This is a genomic window from Sodalinema gerasimenkoae IPPAS B-353, assembly GCF_009846485.1.
GTDB classification, from domain to species: domain Bacteria; phylum Cyanobacteriota; class Cyanobacteriia; order Cyanobacteriales; family Geitlerinemataceae; genus Sodalinema; species Sodalinema gerasimenkoae.
Genome location: NZ_ML776472.1, coordinates 2,063,612 through 2,078,374, shown reverse-complemented (window position 1 = coordinate 2,078,374; position 14,763 = coordinate 2,063,612). Strand labels below are relative to the sequence as shown.

Annotated in this window: 8 protein-coding genes and 1 pseudogene; 3 read left to right on the top strand and 6 right to left on the bottom strand. The window is 52.6% G+C overall.

Annotation, left to right across the window (positions count from 1 at the left end):
* Positions 1 to 627: 627 nt before the first annotated feature.
* The 3 genes and pseudogenes from L855_RS08980 to L855_RS08955 all read right to left on the bottom strand — a co-directional run bounded on the left by L855_RS08980 (position 628) and on the right by L855_RS08955 (position 6,840).
* Positions 628 to 1,959 carry a tetratricopeptide repeat protein gene (locus L855_RS08980; protein WP_159787008.1) on the bottom strand — a complete coding sequence of 444 codons (1,332 nt, stop codon included), beginning with the start codon at positions 1,957 to 1,959 and terminating at the stop codon, positions 628 to 630.
* A gap of 60 nt (positions 1,960 to 2,019) precedes the next feature.
* Positions 2,020 to 6,238 (bottom strand): annotated as a pseudogene (locus tag L855_RS22785) (CHAT domain-containing tetratricopeptide repeat protein); the annotation flags it as partial.
* Positions 6,239 to 6,618: 380 nt separating this feature from the next.
* The gene (locus tag L855_RS08955; RefSeq protein WP_159786971.1) at positions 6,619 to 6,840 is read right to left on the bottom strand and encodes a hypothetical protein; all 222 of its coding nucleotides are present in this window, start codon (positions 6,838 to 6,840) and stop codon (positions 6,619 to 6,621) included.
* A gap of 579 nt (positions 6,841 to 7,419) precedes the next feature.
* On the opposite strand from L855_RS08955, the gene L855_RS21430 reads away from it, so the two are divergent.
* The 3 genes from L855_RS21430 to ltrA all read left to right on the top strand — a co-directional run bounded on the left by L855_RS21430 (position 7,420) and on the right by ltrA (position 10,545).
* Entirely contained in the window at positions 7,420 to 7,878 is a 459-nt protein-coding gene (locus L855_RS21430) for a D-glutamate cyclase family protein (RefSeq protein WP_219729895.1), read from the top strand.
* Positions 7,879 to 8,340: 462 nt separating this feature from the next.
* Positions 8,341 to 8,463, top strand: a complete 123-nt coding sequence (locus L855_RS22205; protein WP_281349477.1) for a hypothetical protein — start codon at positions 8,341 to 8,343, stop codon at positions 8,461 to 8,463.
* 348 nt (positions 8,464 to 8,811) lie between these two features.
* Positions 8,812 to 10,545 (top strand): group II intron reverse transcriptase/maturase, encoded by a 1,734-nt coding sequence (ltrA, locus tag L855_RS08945; RefSeq protein WP_159791016.1) that lies wholly within the window; start codon positions 8,812 to 8,814, stop codon positions 10,543 to 10,545.
* 249 nt (positions 10,546 to 10,794) lie between these two features.
* Here ltrA and L855_RS08940 read toward each other — a convergent pair whose 3' ends face one another.
* From L855_RS08940 to L855_RS08930, 3 genes are all read right to left on the bottom strand, one after another.
* Complete coding sequence (locus L855_RS08940; protein WP_159786968.1) at positions 10,795 to 11,568, bottom strand: tetratricopeptide repeat protein; 774 nt, start codon at positions 11,566 to 11,568, stop codon at positions 10,795 to 10,797.
* Positions 11,569 to 11,692: 124 nt separating this feature from the next.
* Entirely contained in the window at positions 11,693 to 11,974 is a 282-nt protein-coding gene (locus L855_RS08935) for a hypothetical protein (protein ID WP_159786965.1), read from the bottom strand.
* A 352-nt stretch (positions 11,975 to 12,326) separates the two neighbouring features.
* Complete coding sequence (locus tag L855_RS08930; protein WP_159786962.1) at positions 12,327 to 14,747, bottom strand: CHASE2 domain-containing protein; 2,421 nt, start codon at positions 14,745 to 14,747, stop codon at positions 12,327 to 12,329.
* Positions 14,748 to 14,763: the final 16 nt, after the last annotated feature.

Below are 14,763 nucleotides of genomic sequence, written 5' to 3'. Positions count from 1 at the left end.
AACGACCACAATCTGAGCATTGCCATTCTCACCCCCATAGCTATCTTCAGTAATTACCTCAACTTCATCATCTGACATGACCAACAATAGGTGAGCATCGAAGTCATCACTGATTAAATCAATGACTAGCGGTTGTCCCTCAATTCCTTCAAAGAGATAGACATTAAAATAGCTGCCACCGTCGGTAACATCGCTGGCTTCATCTAATCGCCCCCGGATATCAATAGGGTCAAAGTCCCGATTGACCGATGACTGGACCACTCGCTGAGGTTCCTCAGCCAAAGCCGTGGAGACTCGTGGCAAGCCTAACCCCAATGTCGTCAATAGTCCCAAAGTCAGCAGATGTCGCGATAGGTGCATGGGTCGAACCCTCCTGGATGTGATGGGAGTTTCTCCGGTCAGCAGCCACGACTCCCGGATGATTCCTACGAGTTTATACCGATTAAATATATTTCTGGAAGCTCCGGGCTTATTCAGCCTGGCCCAGTCAGAATGTCGCCCAAAACTGTTCAATGCCAGCCAATGATCCCCCGAATCCCTATCCAGGAAGTCTTGGCCCCTCCGTCAAGGATAAAACCGCCAAAGATGTGACGGTAGTACCCTTGACGAAATCAAGAAAATATGGTACTAAATAAGCCCTCCCCGCCTTCCCCGCTCTTGAGCCACATTCGATAATCCCTCTTCATTGCCCTGAATCTCGTATAAACGGGCCGCCTCCTCAAAACTGTCTCGTGAGGCCCTCAAGTTAAAGAAGCGTCGATAGGCAATCCCCAGACGATAGTGAGCATCAGCGAAATTGGGATCTAGCTCAATAACTCGTTGATAATCGGGAACCGCAGCCGGGGCGTTGCCGGCCTCTTCCTGGGCCACGCCACGGGCAAAGTATTGTAGAACATCGTCGGGATTGAGTTCGATCGCCCGTGTAAAGTCGGCGATCGCCTCACCATACTGTTCAAGTCGGAAATGTGCCAAACCCCGGTTATAGTAACTGGCAAAAATACCCGGCTCCAGACGAATGGCCTGAGTGTAATCACGAATCGCCAGGTCAAACTCCTCAGCCACAGAGTAAACCACACCCCGTCCAAAGAAAGCCTGAACATTGCGAGGATTAGAGCGAATGGCTTGGGTAAAGTCTCCAATCGCGTTCAACTCATCCCGTATCGCTAAGTGCGCCCGACCCCGATTGGTGTAGTAGATTGAATCCCGAGCTGGGTCTATCGTGAGGGCGATGGTAAAGGCCCGAATCGCATCATCTTGTCGTCCCAAGCGGTACAACGCTTCACCCCGTTGATTATGAGCCAGCGCATTTTGAGGATTTTGCAACAGAGCTTGCTCACTCTCCGCAATCAGCTGCTCAGCATTAGCCACATCCTCACGGGTTAAAAAGTCATCTGGTTCGAGTCGGATCTCACTCTCTAAAACAATCGACAAAGCCGCCCCATCCCGTAAGATGAGCGCCCCATCACTAATATTTTGCACTTGAATATCCGCGAAAGAGACCCCATCTGGCAAAAGGATTTTATCGCTCCCGGTTGTGAAATCAGTAATCACATCCCGGTTTTGCGGAGCATCAGGCAGAATAAACCGATTCGAGCCACCGCCCCCAGTCAGAGTATCAATGCCTTCGCCGCCCGAGAGAACATCATTCCCCGGCCCGCCGGTCAGAGTATCATTGCCAGCACCGCCGAAAATCACATTATCACCAGCACCGCCAATCAGAGAGTCATCCCCAGCACCGCCAAGAATCGTGTCATTCCCCGGCCCACCGAAGACAATCCGTCCGACATCATTATTTTCAAAATAGTTATTCCCATCCACCAGATAGACCGCATCGGTCAGAGGGGAACTCTGGAGGCGATCGAGTTGGTCTGGCGGCAAGTCAGCCATGATGATGACATCATCCCCAAATGTGGCAAATGCAACATCGAGGCCATCCTGAGTGGTGATATTCAGAACCATCGGCAATACTCCCTAAAAGTTTCTACTGAGTATATATAGTTCTGGGGCCTCAGAGCTTATTCACTTTTGCGTAAAATCATCCATAGGCGTCCACTGCCCCGAAAACAGGAACGACGCCCAATAATAGGGATGCGCCCCTCGACTGAGCCAGTCCAACTGCACCTCCCGCAAGGCCTCACTCCGTCCCTCCCCGGCCAACAGACGTTGATAATAATCCCCCATCAAATCTGCCGTCTCCTCATCGGCCACCTTCCACAAACTCATCAACTGACTCTCGGCCCCGGCCATAACAAAAGCTCGCCGCAAGCCATAAACCCCCTCACCATTAGCCACATCCCCCACTCCCGTCTCACAAGCACTCATCACCACCAAACGAGTCCCCCGCAAATCCAACCCCACCACTTCCAGAGCCGTCAACACTCCATCCTCCCCCTCACTGTCTCGGCTATTAAACCCAGCAAATGCCAGACCTGAGCGCAACAGGGGATTCTCACTACTGGTAGGACGGTCACTGGGAGGAAGGAACCAACCCTCCAGTGGTCTAGCTGTAACCAACTCAATCTCCCCCCGAGTAAAATCCGTCAGAGGCTGAGGGGGTACAAACTCCACATCCTGGAGGAAGAAACCATGAGTCGCTAAATGGAGAATACTGGGAGCCTGAACCTGTTTGAGAGCATTCTCCGTCGCCTCCATCTCCGTGAGAACGATGGGATTGTCCAGCAGAGGTGCAATAGCATCCACCTCCCGCTGAGTCCCCGGCAGTTCTCCAAACTGTAAATCCTCTATCTCCATTGACCGTTGAGACTCTCCCCGAGTCGCCTGTGCCACCTGCATCACGGCAGAGGTATCAGCATCATCATAATTAGGATTGGCAAACAACACGGGTGGTTGACGACTGGGACGGGGATTTTGCAGTCGTAACAAGTCCCGTCCTGTGGTCAAATGAGTTAACTGATAGGATTCCACCAGATAACGATTCTCCTCATCCACCAGGGCGGCAAAGGGAATTAAGTTGAGTTGACCATCTGGGGACAGGAGATCTACTCACCGTAGAGGCTCCTCTCCTGCTTACCCTCGGTAGTCGAAGTCATCGAGTTGTCGTCCTGTGGTTTGGACTCGTTGCTCGGAGTTAGGAACCTGAGTGGCATTTAGGAAGGCAAAGGCGGCATTGTCGATGGTTTCGGCATCTCCTAAGTCCACCCACTGGGGGTCGCTGGAGGCATGGAGGATATAGGCGGCGTAGCGGGGGGATTCCCAGTTGTTGGAGGTAAAGTCAAAGGGAGAATACTGCACCAGTTCTACCAACGCCGCATCGGCAGGAATCAACGCCTGAACTGCCTCAATTTCCACCGGTTCCGTTGCCACTCGGAACTCAGCACTGCGACGAGATAAGTCATCTTCCAACTCTTCGACTCGTTGACGTAGGGTGTCTATCTCGGCGCGATAAATATCAGGGTCTTGGTTCCCTAAACCGGCATAGAGGCGAGTCGCGAGTTGAGTTTGGGCATTGGTGTACTCGTCCAGAAGGGGAGCGAGTTCGGGGCTGAGATTGTCTCGTAGTAGTTGTTGCGTCTCGGTTACTGCATCAAGGATGCGTCCTTTGCGGCGTAGGATAGTGGTTAGGGCCAGACGTGCTGCTTTGGGATGGTCGGGGGCGTCTTGAAGATGGAGAGAGAGAGTTGCATGGGTTGTCCTGGATAGGGTAGCAATATAGGCTTGTTTACGGGCTTCTGAGCCAATAGCAAGGTTCTGAGTTAGGTTAGTTTCTTCAATCTCTAGACCACGTTGGAGAAGACTCAGGCTTTGGGATGTATTTCCTTGGGCTTGGTAGAGTGATGCCAAATTATTGAGGCTGGTGGCGACATGGGGGTGAGACTCTCCTAGGGCGGTTGCTCGAATTTCCAGAGAGCGGAGGTAGAGGGGTTCGGCGGCACTATAGTTTCTCTGGGCTTGGTAGAGTCCTGCCAAATTATTGAGGCTTTGGGCGACAGAAGGGTGCGACTCTCCCAGGGCGGTTTCTAGGATTTCCAGGGAGCGGAGGTAGAGGGGTTCGGCGGCATCATAGTTTTTCCCAGGGCGGTTTCTAGGATTTCCAGGGAGCGGAGGTAGAGGGGTTCGGCGGCATCATAGTTTCCCTGGTTACTGTAGAGTGCAGCCAAATTATTGAGGCTTTGGGCGACAGAAGGGTGCGACTCTCCCAGGGCGGTTTCATAAATTTCCAGGGAGCGGAGGATGAGGGGTTCGGCGGCATCATAGTTTCCCTGGTTACTGTAGAGTGCAGCCAAATTATTGAGGCTGGTGGCGACATGGGGGTGAGACTCTCCCAGGGCGGTTTCTAGGATTTCCAGGGAGCGGAGGAAGAGAGGTTCGGCGGCATCATAGTTTCCCTGGTCTCTGTAGAGTAGAGCCAAATTATTGAGGCTGGTAGCCACATGGGTGTGAGATTCTCCCAGGGCGGTTTCTAGGATTTCCAGGGAGCGGAGGATGAGGGGTTCGGCGGCATCATAGTTTCCCTGGTCTCTGTAGAGTAGAGCCAAATTATTGAGGCTGGTGGCAACAGAGGGGTGAGACTCTCCCAGGGCGGTTTCATCAATTTCCAGGGAACGGAGGAAGAGAGGTTCGGCAGCATCATAGTTTCCCTGGGCTTGGTAGAGTCCAGCCAAATTATTGAGGCTGGTGGCGACCTCGGGGTGAGACTCTCCCAGGGCGGTTTCATAAATTTCCAGGGAGCGGAGGTAGAGAGGTTCGGCGGCATCATAGTTTCCCTGGTCTTGGTAGAGTCCAGCCAAATTATTGAGGCTTTGGGCGACAGAGGGGTGAGACTCTCCCAGGGCGGTTTCTCGGATTTCCAGGGAGCGGAGGTAGAGAGGTTCGGCGGCATTATAGTTTCCCTGGTCACGGTAGAGTCCAGCCAAATTATTGAGGCTTTGGGCGACAGAGGGGTGAGACTCTCCCAGGGCGGTTTCTCGGATTTCCAGGGAGCGGAGGTAGAGAGGTTCGGCGGCATTATAGTTTCCCTGGTCACGGTAGAGTCCAGCCAAATTATTGAGGCTTTGGGCGACAGAGGGGTGAGACTCTCCCAGGGCGGTTTCTCGGATTTCCAGGGAGCGGAGGTAGAGAGGTTCGGCGGCATTATAGTTTCCCTGGTCACGGTAGAGTCCAGCCAAATTATTGAGGCTTTGGGCGACAGAGGGGTGAGACTCTCCCAGGGCGGTTTCTCGGATTTCCAGGGAGCGGAGGTAGAGAGGTTCGGCGGCATTATAGTTTCCCTGGTCACGGTAGAGTCCAGCCAAATTATTGAGGCTGGTGGCAACAGAGGGGTGAGACTCTCCCAGGGCGGTTTCTCGGATTTCCAGGGAGCGGAGGAAGAGAGGTTCGGCGGCATCATAGTTTCCCTGGTTCCCGTAGAGTAGAGCCAAATTATTGAGGCTGGAGGCGACATTTGGGTGAGACTCTCCCAGAGCGGTTTCTCGGATTTCCAGGACCCGGAGGTAGAGAGGTTCGGCGGCATTATAGTTTCCCTGGTCACGGTAGAGTCCAGCCAAATTATTGAGGCTGTTGGCGACATGCGGGTGAGACTCTCCCAGGGCGATTTCGTCAATTTCCAGGGAGCGGAGGTAGAGAGGTTCGGCGGCATCATAGTTTCCCTGGTCACGGTAGAGTCCAGCCTGGGAGCGGAGGTAGAGAGGTTCGGCGGCATCATAGTTTCCCTGGTCACGGTAGAGTCCAGCCAAATTACTGAGGCTGTTGGCGACATGCGGGTGAGACTCTCCCAGGGCGGTTTCTAGGATTTCCAGGGAGCGGAGGTAGAGGGGTTCGGCGGCATCATAGTTTTTCCCAGGGCGGTTTCTAGGATTTCCAGGGAGCGGAGGTAGAGGGGTTCGGCGGCATCATAGTTTCCCTGATCACGGTAGAGTTCAGCCAAATTACCGAGGCTGGTGGCGACAAGGGGGTGAGACCCTCCTAGGGCGGCTTCCCAGATTTCCAGGGAACGACGGTAGAGAGGTTCGGCGGCATCATAGTTTCCCTGGTCACGGTAGAGTTCAGCCAAATTATTGAGGCTGCCGGCGATAAGGGGGTGAGACTCTCCCAGGGCGGTTTCTAGGATTTCCAGGGAGCGGAGGAAGAGAGGTTCAGCGGCGTTATAGTTTCCCTGGGCTTGGTAGAGTCCAGCTAAATTGTTGAGGTTTTCGGCGACAAGGGAGTGAGACTCTCCCAAAGTGGTTTCTCGGATTTCTAGCGCCCGTCGTGCTAAAGGCATGGCTTCTTGATAACGACCGTCTTCGTATAACTGCAAAACCCGTTGGTTCAAATGATTGGCTTCCTCCAATAACCTCGTTTCCTCATCCTCAGCAGCCGTGGCAGGGCGAACTGTCAGATGATAGTTTCCCCTGTCTCCTGGTTGATAGCCATAGACCCCAACCCCATAAAGACCAGTCCTTGGTAACTCAACCCGCAGCGTTTCTTCTGTATTTCTCTCTTCAGGGTGGGGGCCAATGAGATTTCCCTCCCAATCCATAACCACCCACCCGGCATTGACATCATGGCTGACCAATTCAATCGCTAGGACATCTCCAGCAGTTCCCTGAAAGAGGTAAATGTCTAAAAGACGACCATCAGCCGCCATTTCGCTGTTTTCATCTAATCTCCCCTCAATCACTAGGGGCAATTCCCGGATTTCCGGGGAGGACTCATTTCGCTGTTTTCATCTAATCTCCCCTCAATCACTAGGGGCAATTCCCGGATTTCCGGGGAGGACTGAGCTTGTAAGGAGTCTCGGGATAAGTGCCTGGAGGTCACTCCTGCCCAAACGTCCGGGGTTCCCCAGGTTAGCCAAAGCCCTAGGAGGATGAATAGCTGCCGCTGCCACTGTCTGGTCATCAGGGTTTCCTCGTTTTGCTGAACGGTCTTAACTCAATATATGTCTGCCACTGTCTGGTCATCAGGGTTTCCTCGTTTTGCTGAACGGTCTTAACTCAATATATGTCTGACGCACAACCACTTATTCAATAAAATTTATCACCTATAATAAAAAAATCCTGAGTTTGGCAGTTCTCATATGACAGATATCAACTCCTTAAATGCCAGAGAAATTCGTGAGGCTTTTCGAGGGGGGACTTTGTCCCAACCGACTCCGGGTTTGGCGCCAGGGTCTGTCCAAGCCAATTTGGTGGTTCTGCCTCAGTCTGATGCCTTCGATTTTTTGTTGTTCTGTACCCGGAACCCTAAACCTTGTCCAATTCTGGATGTGACGGAGGTGGGGGACTGGGAACCTCGACAGGTGGCTCCAGGGGCGGATTTACGCACGGATGTTCCTCTCTATCGGGTTTGGAAATCTGGAACTCTGGTGGATGAGGTGACGGATATCCGAGACCTCTGGCAAGAGGATTTTGTGGGCTTTCTGTTGGGCTGTTCGTTCTCGTTTGAGGCGTTATCCGAGACCTCTGGCAAGAGGATTTTGTGGGCTTTCTGTTGGGCTGTTCGTTCTCGTTTGAGGCGGTTATGCTGGCGGCGGGGTTGCCGGTTCGTCATATTGAAGAGGGGAAAAATGTGCCGATGTATCAGACCACAATTCCCTGTCAGTCGGCGGGGCGCTTTTCGGGAAATATGGTGGTTTCGATGCGTCCGTTAACGCCGAAACAGGCGATTCAGGCGGTGGAGGTGACGGGGCGCTTTGCGAAGGCCCATGGCGCTCCTCTGCATTTTGGTAATCCTGAGCGGTTGGGAATTGAGAATATCAATGCTCCTGATTTTGGGGAGGCGGTGACGATTCATGAGGATGAGATTCCGGTGTTTTGGGCTTGTGGGGTGACGCCACAGTTGGCGATTATGAAAAGTCAACCTGGGTTGGCGATTACTCATGCCCCTGGCTATATGTTTATTACGGATGTTCGGGATGAGGAGTTGACGTTTTCTTGATTCATATGTTTTTTTATACCATTTTTCAAAAGTCCTGCCATGGATAGTAGGGGCGAACCCTTGTGGTCGCCCTCCTCGGTGTTGGATGTCTGTCGAGCATATCAAAAAAGGTATTATTTTTATGTTAATACTTATAAAAATGTAGATTCTTTGAAGAAAATTTAGTGCTGAGATTTTGTGGATTTTGTTGAGATGAATGGTTTATGAACGGAATTTTAGGGCTGGATTTGATGGCTTATGGGGGCAGACACTCGGTGTCTTTGGAGTGCGACTCGTTTAGGCGAAAGATAGGGTTAAAACACCCAAAACGTATGCCTAGTCAGGGATACAGAAAAGGCTACCCAGCCAATCTGCCCTGATAACTATCTCAATGTACCGACGGAATCAGGTGAAACACACTGACTCCAAGGTTGGAAAGGACAGAATCAGAGAATGTGACACCACACCCTCGTCCTACGCCTAATGGCAGCCCCAGTTTTAGAAATGACAACCCTAGGACTGAAGCGGGCTTGGCAAGGCATTGAGGATGAACTGACATCCAAAAGCATGACCACCGGCAAATCCACATGGTTAAGCCACGGCTGAACACTTGCTTGAACCCTAGTTACACGAGAGTAGCCAAACTCAGTTGACAGGCTGCGTCCAAAAAGGACAAGGGGAAAGGTAGGAATTTCTTGAAGTTACCTACAACTGATTCTCAAAAGTACCCCTGGGGATAGAGTGAACCTAACGGGATATAACCCATCGAGATGGAACGAAGTAACCCCATAGACCCTGACCGGTCATCAGGTCGATACCCGGTCAAGTAATAAGTCTAAGCGCAAGGGCTATGGGGAGCAGATGTAAGCCGAAGCCAATGCCCATCTATAACGGATGTGGATCAGCTAACAGCTTACGGCTTGTTAAAAGATAAGGAGTTTAGTAGCGGTGAAAATGTCGATAGCTAGTAAAGGGTTCAACCCCGAGACTAAGAACAACGAATGGCGAAATCTTCCCTGGGGTAAAATCCAGAGGAAAGTCGCGAAGCTGCAAAAGGCTATTTATCAAGCTACAAGTCGTGGCAATAAAGCGAAAGCGCGACGCTGGCAACGTTTACTCAATAAGTCCTACTACGCTAGGCTGCTGGCGGTACGCCAGGTAAGTCAGGATAACCAAGGTAAGAAAACCGCAGGAGTTGACGGAGTGAAATCCCTAAACGCCAAAGACCGGTTTCGCTTGGCTGACCAACTGCGTCACCCAGGCAAAGCTAAAAGCTTGCGACGTGTATGGATTCCCAAACCCGGGCGGGATGAAAAACGCCCACTCGGTATCCCAACCTTGCACGACCGCGCCTTACAAGCCTTGGTTAAGCTGGGACTAGAGCCGTACTGGGAGGCTCTGTTTGAAGCGGATTCCTACGGTTTCCGACCCGGACGGTCGGCACATGATGCGATTGGAGCCATCTGGAATAAAAGTCGGTATAAACCGCAATACGTTCTCGATGCAGACATTGCCACATGTTTTGACCAAATTAACCATGATTACCTTCTGTCGAAACTAGACTGTCCCTCTCGGTACAAACGGAGTATTAAACAATGGCTTAAAGCCGGCGTTATGGACAGTGGCGAATTCAAGGCAACAGAGGCAGGAACTCCACAAGGTGGGGTCATCAGTCCGCTCCTTGCCAACATTGCTTTACAGGGAATGATTGATTCGGTTGTCAATAGCTTCCCTAACTCAAGGACAATTGACGGAAAACTAAATCGCTATTACCGCCCGAAAATCATTCGATATGCCGATGACTTTGTGGTTCTGGCTAACCGCCCGGAAGTCATCCTAGAAGCCCAACAACTGCTCAAGGAATGGCTTAAACCCGTCGGTCTCCAACTCAAACCGGAAAAGACAAGGTTATGTAACACCTTGTCGGAATGGAATGGGGAGGAACCGGGATTTGACTTCCTAGGATTTAACATCCGGCATTACCCGGTGAGTATCCATAAGGGAATCAAAACGGGTCCCGGTGGCGTTAAACCCTACCAGATAAATATTAAGCCTGCCCCAAAAGCTATCAAACGTCATTATGACGCTTGTAAAGAGGTCATCAAACAACATAAAACTGCACCACAAGCAGTTCTGATCCAGAAGCTTAATCCAATCATTAGAGGATGGAGTCAGTACTACTCTACGGTAGTTTCCAAAGAGACCTTCTCTAAACTCGACCATATGATTTGGATGGCACTGAGGGCTTGGACGGTTTCACGATGTGGTCGAGCGTCCTATGGGAAACTCCAGAACTACTTTCGTCCTGGAGTCAACAGTAAATGGACGTTCAAAGCCAAAAAGGGTCTTCGACTCACTAAGCACACCGAAACCCCCATCGTACGACATGTCAAAATCAGAGGAGGAAACACCTCTCCCTTTAACGGGGACTGGGCTTATTGGTCTAAACGTATGAGTAACGGGTTTGGCGGTATCCCTACCAAAATCTCAAAACTCATCAAGCGTCAAAAAGGACGATGTAATCACTGTGGACAACACTTCACCAGTGAGGACTTGGTTGAAATCGACCATATTCAGCCTAAATCCAGAGGAGGTTCGGATACTTACTCCAACCTACAACTGTTACATCGCCATTGCCACGATGTTAAAACCCGTTTCGACGGTAGCAGCACCCATGACAAGGGATAGCAAGCTAGGAGCCGTGTGAGGTGAAAGTCTCATGCACGGTTCTGAATGGGAGGGGGTAGTCGTGAGACTACTCTCGACCCCTAATGACACCGGGTGTCTTACTTGCTTTCACTTTTTCTCGTTGTTAATACCATTTTTCGATAACCTTGCTAGACATGGACACTGGAGGAGGGCGAACAGCCGTTCGCCCCTACAGCTATCTATTGTACGAATGCATGAAAAGTGGTATAAGGAGATTCTACTCCGGTGTTACTCTCCCAAGAGGGATTGTAACTGCTCAAATAGGTCTTGAGCGCGACTTAAACTGGGTTTAATCCGTAAGGCCTGACTCACGGACTCTAGGGCGGTTTGGGTTTCTCCGGCAAAGGCTAGGGAGAGACCGCGATAATACCAAGTCCAAGGATCGCTGGAGTCTAAGGCTAATGCCTGATCAAAGGAGGCGATCGCCGCCTCGTACTGTTCAATAGTCCCCAATAGCCAGCCGCGACAATGCCAAATCGAGGCCCATTGAGGACTTAACCGCAAGGCTTCATCTAGGGAGGCTAGAGCCGCTTCATACTCCTCTAAGGTCATTAACGAGAGGCCTCGGTAATACCAAGCCCAAACAACTTCGGTATCAATCGCTAGGGCTGGATCATAGGCGGATAAGGCTAACTCCGGTGAGCCTTTGGCTTCCCGGGCGCGGCCCAACCCCACCCAGGCATAATAGAGGGTCTTATCCAGATGCAACGCCTGCTCAAAGGCATCGATCGCCTCCTCATGACGTTGCAACTCATTCAAGACAAATCCCCGTCCCATCCAGGCGATCGCCACCCGAGCATCTGCCTCAATCACCCCATCAAATAGGGTCAGAGCCTCCTCAAAGCGATCGCCCTCCAGCAGATGGAACCCTTCACGAATCCAGTCCTCAAAGGACACCACAAACTCATTGTTCTGCAATTGTGCCACCTTGCGTCCACTGCGTCGTCGCTCTGGCTCAGGTTGCAAGCGCAGTAGTTCCGGTGGCGCTGTAATCATGGTCATCGGTGTCATCCCCAAAGAACTCCGTTCCTTAGTCGCGCTTGCCAGTCCCAAGTTTAATCTCAGATTCATGCTGTATCACCCAAAGTTGTCATGCTACTTTTAAGTATTTCCACGGATGAAATACTTATTCACTTTCTGGCAACGCCGAGGGCTGAACCCAGGACGTACAAACCAAAATCCGCGTCAGTTGCAGGTCTGGATCTGAGGCCAATTCAAAAGTCCAGTCGTCCATCTGCCCCACCTCAGTCGGAAACGCAGGTGGTAGCCTCTCAGAACGCCGCGCCAGAGTCTCAGGCCCGAAGGAACTCACCCCAAATCCGTCAAACGCCTCCACCGTCAACCCCGGATTCAGCATCGGGGGAACCGTCATGTCCCGAGCCTCGCCAGGGCGAACACAGACCAGCATCCCCCGAGAGCCAGAGTAACCCCCAGGTCCCGGGTCCTGCACTTCTTCTGAACTACTGGGGGGTTGCGGCTCTTGGGCTGACAGGGGACTCGACCCTCCTATCAGCCCTATCAAGGTCGTCAAAATTAGAGAATATCCTAGGTTCACTCGTCCCAATCGTAGATTCATCCTGCATTACCTCAATAGATTGATTACCGATTGCCCGAAGCCGGAAGAGGGCGACCACAAGGGTACGCCCCTACACCTCCCCCCTACTGCCTATTGCCGGAAGAGGGCGACCACAAGGGTACGCCCCTACGTTGTTTCTGTTCCCTGTTCCCTCTAATTCTATGTATTTCCACGCAGACACCACTTATTCAAACCGGCTCAAATTCCAACTATAGAAAGCGATCGCCAACGCCGGAAACAACCAAGGCAACAACAGCCCGGCGCTACTATAAACCTGCAACGAGACCCCACCATAGAGGGCGATCGCCCCTACTCCCCCCCAATAGCAACTCTGACCCCGCCAGCGATCGCGACCATAAACCAAAACCACTTTTCCGCCCAATACCGTCACCAACAACAACCAACTATCAGGAATCGGAATCACCAAATGAGAGGTGAGGAAATGATGAGTCATATAGGCATGAGCCTCACCCCCCATAAACGCTGTTCCCCTCCGTCCCTGACGCCGTTGCCAATAGCGTATCGCCGGGGGAGGCGGGAGATTATCCCCCCCATCCCGGTCAATGCCCGCCTCGTAATAGCCCCCCGCTGCAATAATCACCACCGCATCAGACCAATCCTCTCGCCTCAACTCCGCCAACGCCTCCTCTGGGGACTCCAGTAACTGCCAAGCCAAAACCCGCTCATAAATCGCCTCGGGAGGCAGAGAAAAATCCAATAGGGGCTGTAACCAACGCTGATGCCAACGATAGGACCATAACGTCAGCGGATGCTGCTCAGTCCAAGGCGATAACCCCGACCCCTCTCCATCCCTGAGAAACCGCTGCACCTGGTCTTCCCGTGACCCCTCCAGAACCAGACCCTGCTGCTGCTGAAGCCGATGGGCGATCGCCAACTGATAACTAAAAGGAGTTCGCTGATAGGGAGAGTCCCGGCGAGGACGAATATGCCAGAAGGGAACCCAGGCATCCCCCAACAGCAGCCACTCCCGTTGCGCCACCTCAGGATAGAGTTCAATCCACTCTCCCCCAGGATTACGGGCTGTAATCAAGACAGACCAAACCTGACGCTGAAAGGCCTCCGCCAACACCTGACGCAAGGCTGCATCCTGGCCTCGGGGGTCCTGTAAATCCAGCAAATAATCCACCCCCACCACAGACACCCCCGTCTCCATCACCCTCGACATCACATCCGCCAATAACTGACGGTCAATGGGCTTATATTGGCTGAGACCACGCCGTTGAAAGGTCTGTTGGTCAACCAGAACCAACACCACCGGTGGCACTTCCTCCCAGGCCACCTGACCCGTCCAATCCCGATAGCGGGCCTGCATCCCCACCCGTTGATCCAGCAGCCAATAGTGCAGATTGGGCAGCACACTCAACAGCAAGAGAGACCCCACCGCCACCGCCTCCGATTTCGTCGGTCGTAACCGTCGCCACCAGCCCCGCCAACCCTGTTCTGGCAGACGATAGGGCGGGGACTCGGGATGGCGGAATAGGGAGGGAACGAGGTAGGCGGAGGGGTAGGTGAGATTTTTCTCTAATTTCAGGAACTCACCGGCCCCTCGTAAGGCGGTTTGTACCGTCTCTCCCGCTGAGAGTCGTTGCAGAAATTGCACCAAAAACTCCTGGGCCACCTCATTGTGGATGGGTTCGCGCATGATGGCCACTTGACCCAAGCCTAGGTTAATCAAGGCTTGGGCAATATCGAGACCTGAACAGGAGTTAAATAGGGCAAACTGTAAGCCCCGTTGCTGGGCCTGTCGGAGATAGGGACTGAGGTCGCGAATCGATAGGGAGGTTTGGGGGGCGATCGCCACCTGTCCATCGAGTAACGCCGCTTCGTTACTGTGACCGGCGAAAAAGAGAACATCCCAACCTTGAGGGTCGGCGATCGCCTGGCAAATACGGTCTTTGAGCAGTCGCGACTCCTCTCCCGGTTGCCAACCCACATAGTGAATATCTAAACAGCGTCGTTGGGCCTTAAGTGCCAGACGCTCCCCCTTAAAATTGAGACCCGTCTCATCCCCCAAAATGGCTAATACCCGAGGCCGACCCCGTCGCAGCGTATTGGGGGCGCAGGTGGGAGAGAGAATGGGGGGCGATCGCACCACCTCGATATGTCGTCCAAACTCCCAAGTCTCCCAGGGAAAGCGAGCCAGGTCTAGGGGACTACAGGTCAAAAATAAGGTTTCATGGGGGTTACCCGGATTTCCTCGCTCTGAACCCCCCTCTCGACTACCGGTTAATCCCAAATCTGAACCCGGATCTGAGCCAGGGTTGGAAGGAGTAGCCAATTGCGATCGCAAATCAAATAACTCCCCCCGTTTGAGCCAACGATGGAACTCCGAGAGAAAGCGAGCCTCCGCCTGCACCAATTGACTATGCCAGTCCACCGGCGACCCCGATAACTGTCCCGTCGCCCCCACCCGTCCCCGCAAGGCTTGTTTGTAATAGCCCAAATAGGCGCGTCGCCAGTGTTGATAGAGCTTCAACAGGAGTTGGGGGAAGGCAACGGTGGCGGTTAAACGCTGTCCCTTGCCCCAAGTCAAGTCAAACAGACAACTTTGTTCAATTTGATGAATGCTGAGTCGGTAGGCCATAGCAGGCTGAGCGGTA

Coding starts and splice junctions, on each gene's coding strand:
- L855_RS08980 (WP_159787008.1), bottom strand. CDS start 1,959: ATGGTTCTGAATATCACCACTCAGGATGGCCTCGATGTTGCATTTGCC.
- L855_RS08955 (WP_159786971.1), bottom strand. CDS start 6,840: ATGACCAGACAGTGGCAGCGGCAGCTATTCATCCTCCTAGGGCTTTGG.
- L855_RS22205 (WP_281349477.1), top strand. CDS start 8,341: ATGGCAGCCCCAGTTTTAGAAATGACAACCCTAGGACTGAAGCGGGCT.
- ltrA (WP_159791016.1), top strand. CDS start 8,812: ATGTCGATAGCTAGTAAAGGGTTCAACCCCGAGACTAAGAACAACGAA.
- L855_RS08940 (WP_159786968.1), bottom strand. CDS start 11,568: ATGACCATGATTACAGCGCCACCGGAACTACTGCGCTTGCAACCTGAG.
- L855_RS08935 (WP_159786965.1), bottom strand. CDS start 11,974: ATGCTGGTCTGTGTTCGCCCTGGCGAGGCTCGGGACATGACGGTTCCC.
- L855_RS08930 (WP_159786962.1), bottom strand. CDS start 14,747: ATGGCCTACCGACTCAGCATTCATCAAATTGAACAAAGTTGTCTGTTT.